This is a genomic window from Streptomyces sp. NPDC040589 (genome assembly GCF_055594445.1).
The window spans coordinates 973,417-990,044 of the sequence record NZ_JBVIWP010000001.1 but is presented as its reverse complement, the minus strand read 5'-3'; the positions used below and the strand labels follow the sequence as shown (position 1 = coordinate 990,044).

Annotated in this window: 15 protein-coding genes and 1 pseudogene; 4 read left to right on the top strand and 12 right to left on the bottom strand. The window is 72.8% G+C overall.

The window, feature by feature from the left end:
* Positions 1-78 precede the first annotated feature (78 nt).
* Positions 79-633, top strand: coding sequence for a hypothetical protein (locus ACZ58V_RS04500; protein WP_468187295.1), 555 nt, complete (start codon positions 79-81; stop codon positions 631-633).
* Between the two features lie 149 nt (positions 634-782).
* Complete coding sequence (locus ACZ58V_RS04495; RefSeq protein WP_382835739.1) at positions 783-1,178, top strand: hypothetical protein; 396 nt, start codon at positions 783-785, stop codon at positions 1,176-1,178.
* Positions 1,179-1,180: 2 nt separating this feature from the next.
* Here ACZ58V_RS04495 and ACZ58V_RS04490 read toward each other — a convergent pair whose 3' ends face one another.
* Positions 1,181-2,401, bottom strand: a complete 1,221-nt coding sequence (locus tag ACZ58V_RS04490) for a peptidoglycan recognition protein family protein (RefSeq protein ID WP_471288297.1) — start codon at positions 2,399-2,401, stop codon at positions 1,181-1,183.
* 231 nt (positions 2,402-2,632) lie between these two features.
* On the opposite strand from ACZ58V_RS04490, the gene ACZ58V_RS04485 reads away from it, so the two are divergent.
* The gene (locus tag ACZ58V_RS04485; RefSeq protein WP_471288295.1) at positions 2,633-3,250 is read left to right on the top strand and encodes an RNA polymerase sigma factor; all 618 of its coding nucleotides are present in this window, start codon (positions 2,633-2,635) and stop codon (positions 3,248-3,250) included.
* Positions 3,251-3,444: 194 nt separating this feature from the next.
* Entirely contained in the window at positions 3,445-3,981 is a 537-nt protein-coding gene (locus ACZ58V_RS04480) for a hypothetical protein (RefSeq protein WP_471288293.1), read from the top strand.
* A 30-nt stretch (positions 3,982-4,011) separates the two neighbouring features.
* On the opposite strand, the gene ACZ58V_RS04475 is transcribed toward ACZ58V_RS04480, so the two are convergent.
* The 11 genes and pseudogenes from ACZ58V_RS04475 to ACZ58V_RS04425 all read right to left on the bottom strand — a co-directional run bounded on the left by ACZ58V_RS04475 (position 4,012) and on the right by ACZ58V_RS04425 (position 16,610).
* Entirely contained in the window at positions 4,012-4,986 is a 975-nt protein-coding gene (locus tag ACZ58V_RS04475; protein WP_468187303.1) for a ScbA/BarX family gamma-butyrolactone biosynthesis protein, read from the bottom strand.
* A gap of 1,048 nt (positions 4,987-6,034) precedes the next feature.
* Positions 6,035-6,511, bottom strand: coding sequence for a flavin reductase family protein (locus ACZ58V_RS04470; RefSeq protein ID WP_468187305.1), 477 nt, complete (start codon positions 6,509-6,511; stop codon positions 6,035-6,037).
* A gap of 123 nt (positions 6,512-6,634) precedes the next feature.
* Entirely contained in the window at positions 6,635-7,744 is a 1,110-nt protein-coding gene (locus ACZ58V_RS04465; RefSeq protein ID WP_215119158.1) for an LLM class flavin-dependent oxidoreductase, read from the bottom strand.
* Between the two features lie 100 nt (positions 7,745-7,844).
* The gene (locus tag ACZ58V_RS04460; RefSeq protein WP_471288289.1) at positions 7,845-9,110 is read right to left on the bottom strand and encodes an ATP-grasp domain-containing protein; all 1,266 of its coding nucleotides are present in this window, start codon (positions 9,108-9,110) and stop codon (positions 7,845-7,847) included.
* On the bottom strand, positions 9,107-10,450 hold the full coding sequence (locus tag ACZ58V_RS04455; protein WP_468187309.1) for an aminotransferase-like domain-containing protein: 1,344 nt from the start codon (positions 10,448-10,450) through the stop codon (positions 9,107-9,109). Before ACZ58V_RS04455 ends, ACZ58V_RS04460 begins: the two co-directional genes overlap by 4 nt.
* A gap of 68 nt (positions 10,451-10,518) precedes the next feature.
* Entirely contained in the window at positions 10,519-10,821 is a 303-nt protein-coding gene (locus ACZ58V_RS04450; RefSeq protein WP_468187311.1) for a YciI family protein, read from the bottom strand.
* A gap of 39 nt (positions 10,822-10,860) precedes the next feature.
* On the bottom strand, positions 10,861-11,616 hold the full coding sequence (locus ACZ58V_RS04445; RefSeq protein ID WP_189722834.1) for an SDR family NAD(P)-dependent oxidoreductase: 756 nt from the start codon (positions 11,614-11,616) through the stop codon (positions 10,861-10,863).
* Positions 11,617-11,646: 30 nt separating this feature from the next.
* Entirely contained in the window at positions 11,647-12,906 is a 1,260-nt protein-coding gene (locus ACZ58V_RS04440; RefSeq protein ID WP_468187314.1) for an MFS transporter, read from the bottom strand.
* A 311-nt stretch (positions 12,907-13,217) separates the two neighbouring features.
* A pseudogene (locus ACZ58V_RS04435) lies at positions 13,218-14,342 on the bottom strand (IS701 family transposase); the annotation flags it as partial.
* Positions 14,343-14,496: 154 nt separating this feature from the next.
* Positions 14,497-15,726 (bottom strand): hypothetical protein, encoded by a 1,230-nt coding sequence (locus ACZ58V_RS04430; RefSeq protein ID WP_471288285.1) that lies wholly within the window; start codon positions 15,724-15,726, stop codon positions 14,497-14,499.
* On the bottom strand, positions 15,723-16,610 hold the full coding sequence (locus ACZ58V_RS04425; RefSeq protein WP_468187318.1) for an FAH family protein: 888 nt from the start codon (positions 16,608-16,610) through the stop codon (positions 15,723-15,725). Before ACZ58V_RS04425 ends, ACZ58V_RS04430 begins: the two co-directional genes overlap by 4 nt.
* Positions 16,611-16,628 lie beyond the last annotated feature (18 nt).

Genomic DNA, 16,628 nt, shown 5'->3' with positions numbered 1-16,628 from the left:
AAGTGTGGGTTCCGTGAGGGGTGAGGGCTGGTAGCGGCCTGGTTGGGCCCCGGAGATGGCCCGCGGAGGGAGGCGTGGATGAGCCTGGTGGAGTTGATCGCACAGGCCGACGAACGCGGGCTGGCCGCGAGCGGGCTGGCTTGTTTGGATCGGTGTGTGCCCCTGCTGGGCGGCGACGACGAGATCCTGCGGCCGCTGTGGGCGAGCCTCACCGACGACGCCGGTGCCGGCGACTGGGGTGACGGTCTGGAGCAGGCGCGCGGGAAGCTGGACGCCGCGGGCGACGGGGACGAGGCGGTCGCGCTCGCCCACCGGATGCTCGAGGCCGCCCCCGCTCAGCGGTCCGCCGCCGAGGTGCGGGTGTGGGCCGACGCCTGTTCCGTCGCCTCCCTCCAGATCCACCGCCTCCTGGACACCGCCCAGGACGAGGCCTCCTCGGTCGACACCCGTCGCCAGGGCCGTACGGAGGGCATGTCGCCGCTCGTCGCCGCCGAACTGCGCCGCCAGGTCACCGTCCTCGAGGTCCTGGCCGGACACGGACCGGCCGGGCTGCGGCGGGCGCTGGAGGTGTCGACGGAGGGGCGCCGGGTGCTGCGCGCCGTGGTCTCCCGCCGGACCCGGCAACAGAGCTGAGGCCGTCCAGGCGCTCTGACGGGCCTAAACCCCGTTCCTGAAAGAGTCCTGTGACTGTCGTAAGGCCGAGGTGGGGCGGTCCTGCGCCACTTCCGGGAAGTCGCCGATTTCGCGTGACGAAACGCCGCCCCGCAGCGCATTGAAGGGGTGTGACGACTCAGCAGGAGACCAGGCCATCGGCGGCTGCGAAGCCGCTGCGGTGGGCGGCGGACACAGTGGCGACGATGCGCGAGGGAGCACGACTGCGCCTCGACTACTCGGCACAGAGTCTGTGGAGCATCGACCGCATGATCGAGGGGATACGGCGGGAAGGAGCGCCGTACGCGGCCGTGGAGGAGGTGTTGCGCGGGTTCGGGGCGTATGCCGGTGAGGTGATGGCACGCCAGGGCGGGGCCGAGTGGTGGGCCACCGGCGGTGACCACTGGATCCGCACCCCGGACGGGCGCCTCTGGGACCCGATCGACGAGGCCCGCCGCTGCTACGGCGGTCACGGATCGCTGCGGCTGCTGTGCCGGGACGCGGTGGGCACGGCGCCCCGGCGGTAGCGTCAGCGTGCGCGCACGCCCTCGATCCCCAGCTCGGCGAGGTCCGTTTCCCACTCCGGCTCGAGTGCGGGCTCCTGTGCCGACTCGGGTGCCGGTTCCGGTTCCGTCGCCGGTTCCGGTGCGACGAGCGTGCCGGCCTTCGAGGCGAGGGAGCGGATCTCGGGCAGGTCGTCGTAGAGGTTCTGTCCGGGGCACTCCGTCGGGGAGCCGTCGCGGTGCCCGGAGATGCGGTGGAGCGTGACCTTCTGGCCCGTCTGGTACTTGCCGTTGTCGGCACCGGAGGTCAGCACCACGGTCCCGGCCGGGTCGAGGCCGTACAGGCCGAGCTTCCACGCCGCCACGTTGGCGACCGACGCGCGCACCGCGGCGTTGGCGGTCGCCGTGGAGTAGTCGCCGAGCACCGACACGCTGCTCGTGGCGGTGTTGAAACCGTAGGTGTGCGCGCCGAGGACGGGCTTGTCGATGCCGCCCGCACGGCCCTCGAAGACGGTCCCGCACTTGTCGACGAGGAAGTGGTAGCCGATGTCGTTCCAGCCGTTGCTCTGCACGTGGTACAGGAACACGCCGCGCACGACCGACGCCGACTGGGAGCAGGTGTAGTCGTTGGTGCCCGCCGTGTGGTGGACGAACATCGCCTGGGTGCCGGTGGTGTAGGTGGGCGGGTCCTTCACCAGGGACTCGTCGGCGCCCCAGGCGGAGCGCGACGTCACGGTGGGGCGGCCGGCCAGAGGCGGCGCTCCGGGGGCCGGTTCGACGACCGAGGTCTGCACGGCGTCCGAACCGCCGTCGGGATCGACCAGTTCGACGCGCAGCCCCTGCGGCAGCCGCCCGCCAGAGACGCGCACCTGGACGCCGTCCGAGGGCCCGGTCCACAGCGGCTGGGTGCCGCCGCGCACCCCGGAGTGGTCGTGGTCGGGACCGCTCTCGGGCATGCGCACATCGGTGTCCAGCGCCTGCCACGCGCTCCACTCGCCGCTCTCGCGGGAGCGGGTGCGCACATACGCGGTGCCGTCCAGGGCGGCGTCCGGGTCCGCCCAGGTGACCCCGACCATGCTGAACGGCTCGGTGGTGCGCGGGGCGAGGGACCGCTTGTGCGGATCACCGTCCGGCACCCGGACGGTGTACACGCCGTCCGAGGACGAGGCCCGGGCGGGCTGGGCCAGACCGAGGGCACCGAGGGCCAGAGCGGTGGCGACGGCGGTGCGCAGGAGGGGAGATGGCATACGGCGCTCGCCTTTCGTGGGGCGGTTGCATCCCGTGCAGAGCTCCCCGGTACGTCACTTGGCCCAAACCTCCACGGGCCGGCGCTCCCGAGGACGGCGGGTCGGGTTGACCCGAACGGTGGTCGGCCCCCGGGTGCCTGACGCGCTGTGACACTTCCGCTCGCACCGGCGCTGATCACCGTGGGGGCGTGGTACGGGAGGGCGCGCCCTCGGTACGGACGGGGACGGTACGTGGGTCAGGGAGCTGCACCCCGGCGCATGCGGGCGTACGACGGGGAACTGGGCGCGGCCGTCGCGCGGGCCCAGCAGGGAGACGAGGCGGCCTTCGCGGTCGCCTACCGGCTCGTGCAGCCCGGCCTGCTCGGCTATCTGCGCGGCCTGGTCGGGGACGACGCGGAGGACGTGGCGTCCGACGCCTGGCTGGAGATAGCCCGGGACCTGGGGCGGTTCCAGGGCGACGGGTCCGGTTTCCGCGGCTGGACGGCGACCATCGCCCGGCACCGGGCGCTGGACCATCTGCGCCGACAGCGGGTACGGCCCCGGCCGGCCGCGCTGGAACAGGACGTCCTGGACCTGCCCGGGCCGCACAGCACGCACGACCAGGCGCTGGAGGCCCTGTCCACCGAGCACGCCCTGGAACTGGTCCGCGGGCTGCCCCGCGACCAGGCCGAGGCCGTGCTGCTGCGTGTCGTGGTCGGCCTCGACGGCCCGGCCGCCGCGCGCGTCTTGGGCAAGCGTCCGGGGGCGGTACGCACGGCCGCGTACCGGGGGCTGAGGCGCCTCGCCCGGCAGTTGGGCGCGGAGGGTGTGACGGATGAGGCTCCCCGGACGCTGGGGGAGTCGACGTGAACGAAGCTCAGCTTCTCCGGCGGGGACGGAGGGACCGCGCGGCCGCTCCGTCCTGAACAGGCCGGACGCGCGGGACGTACTGGTGGCCCGGCGGCCGTGCGGCCGTGCGGGCGAGCGGCCGTGCGGGCAAGCGGCCGTGCGGGCAAGCGGATCGAGCAGGACCGGGCAGGACCCGAGCAGGAACGGAATCGGACATGGGTGAACGGCAGAGCGGCGGCGGGCTTCCCGGCCGTCGTTCCCGCCCCGCCCTTCCCGACGCCGAAGTCGAGGCGCTGATCGTCGCCTCCCTCGTCCGGGACGGTGTCGACGCCGAGGCCGAGCAGCGGGCCGTGGCCGCGTTCCGGGCCGCCCGGGACGCCGGGGCCCACCGCGGCCGCGCCCGCCGCCGGGACGACTGGGGGCCCGGGGGGCGATGCCACCCGGGGCCGTCCCCGCGGACGACGCTCTCCGTGCTGTTCGCCGGTCTCATGCTGGTCGGTGTCGCCATGGGGGTGATCGGCGCGGCGGGATTCCCGGCGGACGACGGCCCCGAACGCCCGGCCCCCGCCCCGACCACCGAGGACGACTGCCGCGACTACCGGGAGGTCGGGGGAAACGGCCAGGGCGTGAACGAGACGGTCTGGCAGCGTCTCGTGGCGGCGGCGGGCGGTGAGCGGAACGTCACGGCGTACTGCACGGCACAACTGGCCGAGCCGCAGCCGGGCGGGAACGAGGGCGACCCCACGCCCTAGAAGTGTCCTGAGGATCTCTCCGGTCCTCCTTCAGTCGCACAGGCTCGCCACCACGAGGCTGTCGAAGGCCAGTCGGCCGGACTGCCACGCGGTGACCCGGAGCGCGGCGTCCTCGCTCGCGTCCTGCGCGGGGAGCCTGGTCGCGGAGATGCGGCAGGGGAGGTCGAGGGTCAGGGGGGAGTGGAAGGCGCTGCGCAGTTCCACGGGGAGTACGCGGTACGGGGCGCAGGCCGCCTGTGCGGCCTGGCGGGCGGCCTCCAGGAGCACCATGCCGGGGATCTCGTGGGTGGGGTGGTCGAAGAGCACCGGGTGGCCGGGGTCGATCCGCAGGTCCCAGTTCAGGCTCCGGCGGGCGGCGGCGGAGCGGGGGACGCCGAGGACGACGTCGCGTTCGTCGAGGCGGCCCACGATCGCGGGCGGCACGGGGTCGGGCAGGGGCGGGTACCCGCCGCCCTCCCCTGCGGCGGGGTCCCGGGGGGCGGACGTGCGCAGTGTCAGCCGTCCCGCGCCGGCGAAGTCGTCGCCGCGCAGCAGGTCGGCCTCCAGGGTGAGTGCGGTCGGGGGGCCGTGGCGGTGCGTGGCGCCCCGGACGGCCGTGGCGGCGGCCTCCAGGCGCATCTCGGCGGGGCGGGTGCCGAGCAGGATGACGCCCGGCACGATCTCGAACTCCAGTTCGGCGATGGTGAAGTGATGGTCCGCCGGGACGCCGTAGTACGTCTGGCCGACCAGGACGGAGGCCTGCCGTAGCGACTCCGCTGTGAGCAGGGGGTCGTACCAGGTACCCGCGATGGGCGCGTAGAAGTGGTGCCCGCGCGGCCACTGCGCGCCCAGCCGGAACGCGTCGGGGCCAAGCCGCCGCCAGTCGGTGATCAGCACCTCGGCCACGGCACTGCGGTCGACGAGATGACGCGGGGCGGTCCGGACGAAGCGGAGGTCGGCCTCCGGCCCGGCATCCGGCGGCAGGGGGAGGGTGAGCGCCTCGGGTATCGGATCGGTGTGGGACACGCGGGTTGCCTTTCTCATGGGCGTCGACGCGACGAACGCGTCCCGGGGCGGGTCCCGGGCGGGGCCAGGTCCGGGGCAGGGCGGGTGCGGAGTCGGGTCCCGGGGCGGGTCGGTGCCCCGGGCTGGGTCGGCGCCTCCACGCCGGCTTGGCCCCGGGTGGGCGGGCCCGTGCAAGAAGGCTTGGGCCCCCTGACGGGCGGGGCCAGGTCCCGGGTTGGGCGGGCCGTCCCGTCGGGCTGGACCCCCGCGCCGGGCCGAGGACGCCGGTGGCCTCGGATCGGCGGGTGGGGAGGGTGGGTGCGGGTGCGGGTGCGGGTGCGGGTGCGGGTGAGGGTGAGGGTGAGGGTGAGGGTGGTTGCTGGTGGCGGGCGGTGAGCGACGGGGTGCCGCGTCGTGCCTGGCGGCCTGGCCCGTACAACGGCCGGGCCCGGTGCCGGAACGGGACCCGTAGCCATGGCCAGGGCTGTGCCCGCGGCTGGGATCCGGTGCCTGTGCTGGGTTCGGTGCCCGTGCTGGGTTCTGTGCCTGTGCTGGGTTCGGTGCCCGTGCGGGATCCGGTGCCTGTGCTGGGCCCAGGGTCCCTGCGGACTCGGTGCCTGTGCTGGGCCCGGGGTCCCTGCGGACTCGGTGCCCATGCGGGACTCGGTGCCCGTGTCGGCCCGGTGCCCGTGCGGGATTTGGTGCCTGTGTCGGCCCGGTGCCCGTGCGGGATTTGGTGCCTGTGCTGGGCCCGGTGTCCGGCCGGGTCGGTGCCCGTGCGGGACTTAGTGCCTGTGCTGGGCTCGGTGCCTGTGCGGGATTTGGTGTCCCATGCGGGACTCGGTGCCCGTGTCGGCCCGGTGCCCGTGCGGGGCTCAGTGCCTGTGCTGGGCCCGGTGCCCGTGCGGTCTCGGTGCCCGGCTGGGGCGGCGCCCGTGCTGGGCTCGGTGCCTGTGCTGGGCCCAGTGCCCGGCCGGGCCGGCGCCCGTGCGGGACTCGGTGCCCGTGCCGGGCCGGCGCCGGAGGGAGTGGCGACGGGGTGCCGTCGGGTCGTATCCGGAGGGAGACGTCAGGCCGCTGCCAGGGCCGTGAAGCGGCCCGCGTGGAAGACCAGGGGGCCCGCCTGGGCCGTCAGGGCGCCCTCCAGGGCCTCGGCGATGACCAGTTCGTGGTCGCCCGCCGGATGGACCGTGGTGATACGGCAGTCCAGCCAGCCGAGACCGTCGGCGGGGATGGGGTGCCCGGCACGGGTCGTGGACCAGGCGCCCGCGGCGAAGCGGTCGGCGCCCTTGGTGCTGAACAGGCGGCACAGCTCCGCGTGCTGGTCGCCGAGGATCGTGACCGCGAAGGAGCCGGCCTCGCGGATCGCCGGCCAGGTCGAGGAGGTGTCCGCGGCACACAGGGCGACCAGCGGCGGGTCGAGGGAGACGGAGGTGAAGGAGTTGACCGCCATGCCCTTGGGGCCTTCGGCCGTGTCGGCGGTGACCAGTACCACTCCCGTGGTGAACCGGCCGAGTATGTCGCGGAACGAGCGTTGCTCCAGCATGAGTTCTTTCCGATCGGGTGGGACGCACGGCCGGGCCGACGGAACGGCCCGGCCTCGCGTGACGTGACGTGACATACGGCGGGCTCGGCGAGGACGCTTCCTCGCACCAGGTGCTACAGCGCGCTACTTCTTCCGGCTGGCGATCGCGAAGTCCACGGCTTCCTGCGGCCGGGCCGCCGAGCCGTTGATGCGGGGAGCGACATGGCGGGCCAGCAGCTCCATGCTGCGGTTGGTCTTCTCCCAGGACGTCCAGTCGGCGACGTAGACGAGCAGCGTGCCGAAGCCGCCGGTGATCTCGTGCAGCCGCTCGATGCCGGCGACCACGTCGTCCACCGAGCCGACGAGCGCGCCGCCCGCCTCGACCCGGGCCTCCAGCGCCTTCTCGCGCGGCACGTCGGGGCTGAGGACCTCACGGCCGGCCGCCTTGCCGAAGTACTCGAACAGCCAGCGGTCGTAGCCCTCGCGGACGTCCGCGAACGCCTCCTCGCGGGTCTCGGCCACATGCACCGGCAGCGCGATACGCCACTTGTCGCGGTCCAGGGTCTGCCCGTGCTCGGCGGCGGCCTCCTCCGCGTACTTCCACTGGTGGGCGAGGTTGATGTGCGCGGGGGCGCCCGGCGTGAGGAGGGCGAAGGGCAGGGCGAACGAGGTCATGCTCAGCCCGTACTGGCCGATCAGACGCGGGCTGGACTGCGAGGTGCCGGAGGTCGCGACCGCGACCTCGATGCCCTGCGGACTGAAGCGCGGCAGCTGGAGCTTGGCGTCGCGCAGGTCGAACCAGTCCGTCTGCTGGGTGATCCGCTCGTCGCCGTTGACCAGCTCCAGGACCGTCGGCAGGGCCTCCTCCAGGCGGCGGCGCTGCACCGGCTGCTCCAGGCCGAACATCTTCGCGTCGAAGGGCACGCCCGGGCCGACGCCCAGGATGTACCGGCCGCGGGTGAGGTGGTCGAGGTGGACCGCCCGGCTCGCCACGTGGAAGGGGTGGTGGCCGGAGAGCGGTACGACGCCGTGGGCCAGCTTGATCTGGGTGGTGCGCTGGGAGGCGGCGGCTATCAGCGTCTCGGGCGCACCGACCAGGCCCCAGCCCAGCGTGTGGTGCTCACCGAACCACGCCTCGTCGAAGTTGAGGTCGTCGACGTACTCGACGAGGTCCAGGTTGCGGCGGATCGCGAGGTGCGGGTCCTGGCCGGTCTCGTGGACGGGGGACAGGAAGAGACCGATACGGCTGTGCATGACAGACCTCCGGGAAGCAAGTCGTGGAAGAAGGAAGGGAAGAAGGCGGAGAAGAAGGCGGAGAGGAAGGCAGAGAGGAAGGCGAGAGGCAGGGAGGGGGTCAGGCGACCCGGTACACGGCGTCCTTGAGCGCGCGGACCTTCTCGTAGCCGGCCGTCAGGGCCATCTCGTCCGGCGCCGTGAGGAACACCCGCATCGAGCTGGTCAGCAGGTCGACCGTGGGCCTGATCCGGGCGCCGGGCGCGTACTTGACCGTCGCGAGGAAGACGCTCTCCAGGCCGCGGATCTCCGCCACGGCGCTCTCGTCGACGCTGTCGACGACACCGTCGAGTTCGGTCGGGGCGTTGTAGACGACGGCGGGCTGAAGCCTCGTGTACGTCCGGCCGGCGTACTCGGCGCGGAACTCGTCGGGCCGGGTGTACGCCTGCGCGGTGAGCGCCGCCTGGTTGTGGCCGAGGCACACGTCGTGGAAGGGGGCGTTGATGTTGCCGTTGAGGCGGGTGCCGATCTCGACCAGGACGGGGCCCTCGTCGGTGACGATGACCTCGGCGTGGGCCGGCCCCCAGGCGACGCCGAGGGCGGCGAGGACCTCGTCGACGTACGCGGTGAGTTCGGCGACCACCGGGTTGTCGTACGGGTCGGCGAGGAGGTCGCGGTTGTAGATGTTCTTGCCGGACGGCAGCAGCGTCTTCTCGTACTCCCAGACCCCGCAGACATACCGCTCGCCGCCGCGGCTGACGGTGTCGACGATGTACTCGGTGCCCTTGAGATAGGACTGTACGAGGAGCTCGGTGTTGGCGAGGCCGAACATGTTCGGGGCGTCGAGGACGGTCCGGGCGGCCGCGCGGACCGCGTCGGGGCCGTCGCAGACGAAGACGCCGTCGGAGGCCGCCGAGCTCAGCGGTTTGACGACCACCGGGTAACTGCCGTGCTCCTCGGCCCAGTCGACCGCCGTGTCCGGGTCGTCGGTCTTGAGCTGCCGCGCGCAGCGCACCCCGGCGCGGCGCAGCGTCTCGATCATCTCGTACTTGTCGCGGCGGGCCGGTGACAGCGCCGAGCCGTTGGAGGGGACGCCGACCGCCTCGCTCAGCCGGTCGGCGAGCGGCACGGACGACTCCTGGCCGGCGATCACGCACACGGGGGAGAGGTCGCGCAGCCGCTCGACGAGGGCCCTCTCGTCGCCGTGTCCGAGGATGTTCTCCCGGTAGGCGGTGAGGTCCGGCGGTGCCATCGCCGGGATCAGCTCCGGGGTGGACTGGACGTGGACGACGTCCGTGCCGTACGCGGCGAAGGCGGCGGGGTAGAAGTTGCCGGCGGAGTAGCCGTCGACGATCACCGCCACGGGGCGCGTGGGGCTGTTGCTCATGAGGTGGCCTCCGGTTCGGACGTGGACTCGGCCTCGATGAAGCGGGCCAGGCGGGCGATGCCCTCGCGGATCGCGGCGGGCGTGAGGTTGCTGAAGCCGAGGCGCAGGGCGCGTTCGCCGCTGCCGTCGAGGTGGAACATGCTCATCGGCGCCCAGCTGACCGCGTAGTCGCGGGCCGACCGCTCCATGGCGACGAGGTCGGCCTCGAAGGGCACCTCGACGACCAGGAAGAAACCGCCGCGCGGCCGGTTCCAGCGCACGCCGTGCTCGGCGTACCGCTCGGGCGGGAAGTGCTCGGCGAGGGCGTCGAGGGTGGCGGCGAGCCGCTCCTGGTAGACGGCGGCCAGGTCGCGGGTGGCGGAGCGCAGGTCGTAGCCGGCGTCGACGAGGATGCCGCCGATCGCGGCCTGGGAGAGCGAGGACGAGCCGACCGTGAACATCGCCTTGGCCTTGGAGAGTTCCTGGGCGAGGGTGCGCCGGGTGCCGTCCTCGCCGACGACCTCCCGGTCACCGACCAGATAGCCGAGGCGGGCGCCCGGGAACGCGGACTTGGCGAAGGAGCCGAGGTAGACGACGTCACCGCGGGTGTCCAGCGCCTTGAGCGTCGGCAGCCTCTCCTCGTCGCTCGCGAAGAGCCCGTACGGGTTGTCCTCCAGGATGGTGAACCCCTCCTCGGCGGCCAGCGCGAGCAGCCGCCGCCGGGCCTCCAGGGGTACGACCGTGCCGGACGGGTTGGAGAAGTCGGGGACCAGGTAGAGCGCGGCGGGCCGCTTGCCCTCGGCACGCACGGCGCGCACGGCGGCGGCCACGGCCTCCGGCTCGAGCCCGTTGGGCCCCTCGGTGATGCCCTTGACCGGAATGTCCAGCATGCGGGCGGCGCCGCGAATGCCGACGTACGCCGGGGACACGGACAGCAGTACGTCGTCGGGCGAGCGGAACAGTCCCCGCAGGGCGACGAGTGCCGCCTCCTGGAAGCCGTGCGTGATCATGATCGCCTCGGGCGCGACATCGATGTCCTCGTCCTTGGCGAGCATGCGGGCGACCTCTTCCCGGATGAACCCGTTGACGGGTCCGTACTGGAAGTGCAGCCGGGTGACGCGCTGCTCGGGCACCCCCTGCTCCCGCAGGTGCGCGATGTAACGGTCGACGTAGTACGAGAGCTTCGTGAGGTCGTGCGTACCGTCGTGGGGCGCCCCCGACGAGAACGACAGCGCCTCGGGGAACTTCATCGCCGTCTCGCTGAGCAGCCGCATCGAGTCCATGCCCGGATCGACGATCCCGGCGTGCAGGGCTTCCCGGCGCAGGGGGGTGGGGGTTTGCTGAACTGGCGTCACGAGCACGTCAGTCGGTCCTTTCGGGGAGGCTTGCTTCATTACGGGGAGGGGCGGCGGGGCGAAGCGCCTCGGGCTCAGGCCGCGGCCTTCTCCGACGCGGCGGCCCACGTGCCCTTGCCCGGCGCCCACTGCCGGATACGAACCCGGCTGACGATGCCGCCCTTGACGTAGGGCTCGGCGTCCAGAACCTCCTGGAGGCGGTCGCGGTCCTCGGCCTCGTAGACCAGCAGGCCGCCGTTGGTGTCCTGGAGCGGCCCGGCGAGCAGCAGGACGCCGCTGTCGGTGAGGGCCCGCAGATAGTCGGTGTGGGCGCGGTGCAGATGCTCCCGGCCCGCACGGTCGACGTTGTACTCGAACTCGACGACGAACTTCGCCATGGATACCTCCGGTGTCGCGATGGGGGCGAGGGGCGGGACTCACATGTAGAGGCCGCCGTTGATGTCGATGACGGACCCGGTCGAGTAGCCGGCGCTCTCGGAGCAGAGGTGCAGCACACTGCCGACGGCCTCGGCGACGGTGCCGTAGCGGCCCATCGGCAGCTTGGCCAGGACGGCCTGCTGCTGCGCCGGGTCACGCCGCTCGAACGCCCCGGCGACCCGCTCGGTGGCGATGGGCCCGTGGGCGACGACGTTGACGACGACCCCGGTCGGGGCCAGCTCGTACGCCATCTGCTTGGTCATGCCGATGACGGCGGCCTTCGCGCCGACGTACGCGGCGTTGTTGAAGTGGCTGTACGTACGGCCGCCCGCCGAGGCGAAGTTGACGATGCGGCCGTAGCCGTCGGCGGCCATGCGCGGGGCGCACACCTTGACCGCGATCCAGCTGCTGACCACGTTCTCCAGGAACGACTGGTCGAAGTGGTCGGTGGTGAGGTCGGCGTAGCCGATCACGCGGGTGTCGCCGCCGACGCCGTTGACGAGGATGGACGGGGCGAACCGGTCGACGATGTCGGTCAGTTGGCGTTCCGCCGCCGGGATGTCGGTGATGTCACCGACGACGGCCTCGACCTTGGTGATCCGTCCCAGCTCCTCGGCGAGCCGGCCGACCGCCTCGGCGTCCCGGTCGAACAGGACCAGCGTGTGGCCCTCCTCGGCGAGCTCGCGGGAGACCTCCTTGAGGATGCCGCCGGCGGCGCCGACGAGGAGTGCGGTGCGGGGGGTGGGTGCGGGCATGGTGGGTCACCTTGTCTCTCGGGTCGGGATTTACGGGGTGGTCGCTCGGGCGGTGGTGACGGACTCGGTGTCGGGGCCGGAGGTGGAGTCGGCGTCGGAGTGGGGCTTGGTCACGAACCCGGCCAGTCGGGGCAGCAGGGCGAAGCCGGCCGTCACCGCGAGCCCCAGGCCGAGGACGGACATCCACAGCGCCTCGTAGCCGTGGGAGTGGGCGAGGGCGAGTCCGGCGGGACTGCCGACGACGAACGCCGCGTTCCAGGCGAAGAAGTACGAGCCCTGGTAGGTGCCGCTGCGTCCCGCCGGGGCCCGGTCGGCGATGAAGGTGGCGGACATCGGGGCCCACAGCACCTCGCCGAGCGTCCATACGACGGTGGCGATCGTGAAGGAGACCATGCCGCCGGCGAGAGCGTTGCCGCCGAAGCCGAGGGCCATGAACACGGCCGCCAGGATCAGCGGGACGTGGGCGCGCAGCCCGCCGACCAGACGGGGCACGAGCGGGAGCAGCAGCACGGACAGGACGGCGTTGACGGCGAGGACGAAGCCGATGTCCCCGGTGCTCAGCCCGCTGGCCCGCATGTCGAGCGGCAACGCGGAGTTGACCTGGAGGTAGATGCAGGCCAGCAGGAAGGTCAGGAGGAGGAAGGCGACCAGGACGGGAGTCCGGAAGGGTTCGGCGATCCCGCGTGCGGCCGACTTGAGGGCCGCCGCGGCCCCGGCGGGCCGGTCGGAGCCCTGCGCGGGCGGCGGATCGGCGGGCACCGCGAAGACGAGGGCCGCGTAGACGAGGCTGGAGGCCGCCCAGACGACGAAGAGGGCACCGGGGCTGACTTCGAGCAGGAAACCGGAGAAGACGGGGCTCAGCGACATGCCGATGTTGAAGCCGACGAGGAAGAGGCTGTACGCCTTCGAGAACTGCTCCTGCGGAACGATCGCGGAGATCAGCCCGGCCCCGGCCGGCCGGTCGACGGACGACAGGAACCCGGTGATCAGCGACAGCGCGCACAGGGCGACGACGTTCTCGGCGAAGGCGAAGAGCAGAGCCATCGCGGCGGTGACCGGCTGGGCGGCGACGATGGTGCGACGCGGCCCGATCAGATCGGCGACCGCCCCTCCCACCAGCCCGGACAACACGACACCGGCACCGAAGAGCCCGACGATGAGCGGGGTCGTACCCGGGGCGACGAGCCCGTCCTGCTCCATGTAGAGCACGAGAAAGGCAGGGGCGAGCGTCCCGAGCCGGCTGACGGTCTGCCCGAACCACAACAACCAGAACGCTTTGGGAAGGGCCATCAGGATTCCGTTCGTATCGGGGTGGGGAGCGGCTGCGAGGGGGGTGCGGGGAGCCGGGGCGGGATGATGAGGGTGCGTGTGGGGGGCGCCGGAACTGCGGACGACCGCGCCGATGTCGCGAGGGGACGCGCCGCGGCGGTGGAGGTCCGCACCGACGCCTCAGCCGTCCGCGCCGGAGCCGCCGGCGCTCGCCCGGGTGCCGTGAGCGCCCGCACCGGAACCCCGGCACCGCGCCCCGGTGCCGTACCAGCCCGTCCCCCGGTCGTCGAAGTCCGTGCCCGGTGCGGCGGGCGGGCGGTGCGTGGCCGGGGTGACGGGTGCGCCGGGTCGCCGGGCCGCGCCGGGGCGGCGGAGCCGAGCGTGCTGTAGGCGAAGGCGGCGGAGACCAGGGTCTTGTGGTGGTGCCAGCCGGCGTACGAGCGCCCCTCGAAGGCGCGCAGACCGAAGTCGTCGGCCAGCCGCTCCACCGTGTCGACGGCATCCGTGTGCAGCCTGGCCAGCGCCAGCACCTCGCGCGGCGACCTGTCCACGAGATCCGTGAGCCAGATCCGTCCGCTCCCGGGCTCGCCGACCAACCGGAGGGCGACGGGGGCGCCGGGGAGGCGGACCACCCCCGTCGCCACTCGCGCCGGGTGGGCTGTGAGGAGGCTCCGCGCGGACACACCACCGACGCCGGCACCGGCACGGGAGCCGGGCCCGCCGAGAGCCGCACGGTCCGGGTGCACCACAAAGTCATCGGGTACGGCCACGACGAACCGCCGCCCCCGGCCGACGAGCCCGCCCACCAGCGCGGCGTTGTCCGCGAACCCGACCAGGTCGGCGACCACCGGCACCCCGCCCGAGCCGGTCACATCCCGAGTCCCCACCCCGTCGACCAGGTCCAACGCCAGGGCATCGGCCGAACCCGCGGCCGGACCCGAACCCGCGTCCTCGGCCCACCGCCCGGGCAACAGCAACCGCCAGTCGACCGGCGCCGTCCCCTGCTCCACCGCGAGGAACGCCCCCACACCGACCTGGCAGTTGACCGTACGACCGTCCCGCGGGACGAAGCGGCGGTGCACTCCGCAGGAGCGGTCACCCCGCTTGGGCAGCACCGCCGTGGCGATGACCAGGGCACGCGGCCGGGACCGCCGTACGATCCAGTCGGCCAGGCGGGCGCGGACCGGCTCCCAGTCCCAGGGGCTGGCGTTGACGAACTGGTGCAGGGCCTGGGCCGCCGTGGCGGAGTCCGAGGCGGAGGCCGCGAGCCGGCGTACCGTCTTGCGCCCCGGCGTCACCAGCAGGCCTCGCGTGTAGACATGGGCCCATCTGCGCTGGTCGGCACGGGGCAGCCGTTCGAAGATCTCCGCGATGAAGGCATCGAAAACGTCGGAGGAGGAGCGGCGTGCGGAGGATCCGCTCCGCCCGGGAGCCACGCTGGAAAACGCCCTCACCATGACGCGTTCCCTTCCTCTGGACTGGTCGCACTGGGCGGGCCCCGCCGGTTCGAACGAAGCCTGCCCTCAAAAAATAGAGAACGAACTCTTTGTTTTCAATCGAAGGGGCCATCTTCACCTACGACTTTGAGGAGTCCGCACTCCCGCAGGGCTCTCACCTGCGGTTGTGCAAGAGCATCGCGTTACTCAACTCCCGCTCGGCCACAGCCGCCCAAGGCCCGCCGACGGTCAGCCCGACCGTCAACGCCCCCTTGAACGACGACAGATGCAGCGTGCCGTCGAGCGCCCCGTCACCCCGAGCCGCCACGGTCCGGAACCCCGTGACCCTCCCCGCGTGCGGTCCGAGCGCGGTGTCCACCGAACCGGCGTCGGTCACCCGCAGCTCTGGCCCGCCGCCGTCCGTCTCCTGTTCCACGGCCCGGCGGATCGCGGTGTGCGCCCGCCGCTCCGGACGCCACTCCCGCCCGGCCGAGCACAGCACCTCCGCGTGGCCCCGGGCCCGGCCCACGAGGTCGCCCCCCGCACCCACGGCGTCCCGACCGGTGCCGCCCGCCCGCAGCCGCGCCCGCACCACGCCCAGCACACACCCGGGCTCGCTGATCAGCGCCCGCTCGGCGTACCGCCGGCGCAGGGACACCGCCCTGGCGACCGTGACCTCCCGGCGGCCGCTCTCCCGGGCGAACGCGTCGGCCAGCACGGTCGCGAGGAACCCGCTGACCGTCAACCGCCGCGCACCGCACCAGTCACGCAGCCGCCGGGTCTCGTACGGACCGATGGCGAGGGTCACACCCCCACCACTCTCACGCACCACCCCGGTCGACCGCCCGCGCCCATGTCCTGGCCCTGCTTCTTGGCCGTACGACGTCACAGCCCGCCGCGCCGGCCCCGGCACGCACACCCCGCACATCCCACCGCTCTCGTACGTCAGCTCGTCGGTGTCCGGCGGCAGCTCCTCCTCCCCGGCACAGGCCCCGGGAACGCCGAACAGGGCGTCCAGCAGCGGCCGTACGAGACGCCCGACGGAGTGGCCGTCGCAGATCGCAGGGTGAAGGCTGAGGGAGAAACGTGTCGCCCCCTCCGAAGTCCGCCCCACCCGCAGCGCCCACAGCCGCTCGCCCGCCGACGGCACGGGCGTCCCCTGCCGGAACCACAGTTCCCCGCCCCCGGTGTCCTCGATGCGTAGCGACAGCAGCGGCAGCCTCCTCAGCCACAGCTCCACGGCCGCCTCCACCCGCTCCGGCGAGAACGCGCCGTTCATCGTGAAGGAGGCGGTGAGCCCGCCCCTGCCACCCATCAGCGCATGGGTGTACGCGAACGTCGCCTCCGTGTCACTGAGCCTGCGCACCCGGTCGACCGGCGTACGCTCCCGCTCGCCGCCGCTCACGATCCCTCGTGCGCGGCGGCCGCGAGAGTCGGCGACGCACATCGCACGGTGTTCGACAGGGTGACCCCGTGGCTCGCGAAGTCCAGGGTGACGCGGTCGCGGTCGGCCATGCGGAAGCCGTCGTGGAAGCTGCTGCGGTCGGCGCCGATGTAGGCGTAGTGCACACGGCCGGGGGCCAGCAGGGCGTCGTAGGAGAACAGTTCGGACATGATGTCGTCGAGCCCGTAGTGCAGGGCCTTGGTGCCGGTGGTGAACTCGCCCCGCCAGCACGGCTCGCCGTCCCGCTCGATGGTGACGTGCCCGGTGACGTGGCGTGGCGGTTCGTCGAGGAAGAGCCAGGGCGCCACGGCCGCGTCGCACAGCTTGGCGTACGAGAGGTGTCCCCGGTGGCGGCGGAAGCGGCCGATGTCGGTGAGGTCGTTGCCGAAGGTGTAGCCGACGTACCGGGGGATGCCCTCCGCGTCGGTGACGTAGACCAGGACGACCTCCGCCTCCTCGGTCAGCGCGACGGACCCGGCCGGTGCGCGCAATGCCTCCCCCGAGGTCCTCAGCACATCGCCGAGGCCTTTGAGAAACCAGTTCGGCTGGGACGGGGTGTCCGCGTCCACCTTGACGTTGTGGGTCTGCATGAAGCCGCCGACGAGCGCGTCACCGAGGTGGTCGGGCAGCAGCGGCGGGCGGAAGGACACGGTGTCGCGTTCGCTCACGGGAACGGTCACCGTCTCGGAGGAGGCGAGGAGCACGGCGACGTCACCGCCCTCGGCGAGCAGCTTCCCCAGGTTCAGGTTCCTGAGCGGCGTGAGGCTCAACGGCTGGTCGGCCTTGGGCAGTCCGAAGCCGAAGTAACGGCCGCCCCGGTAGGTGCATTCGAACAGAATGGTCATGATGTTCCCGCCTTTCGG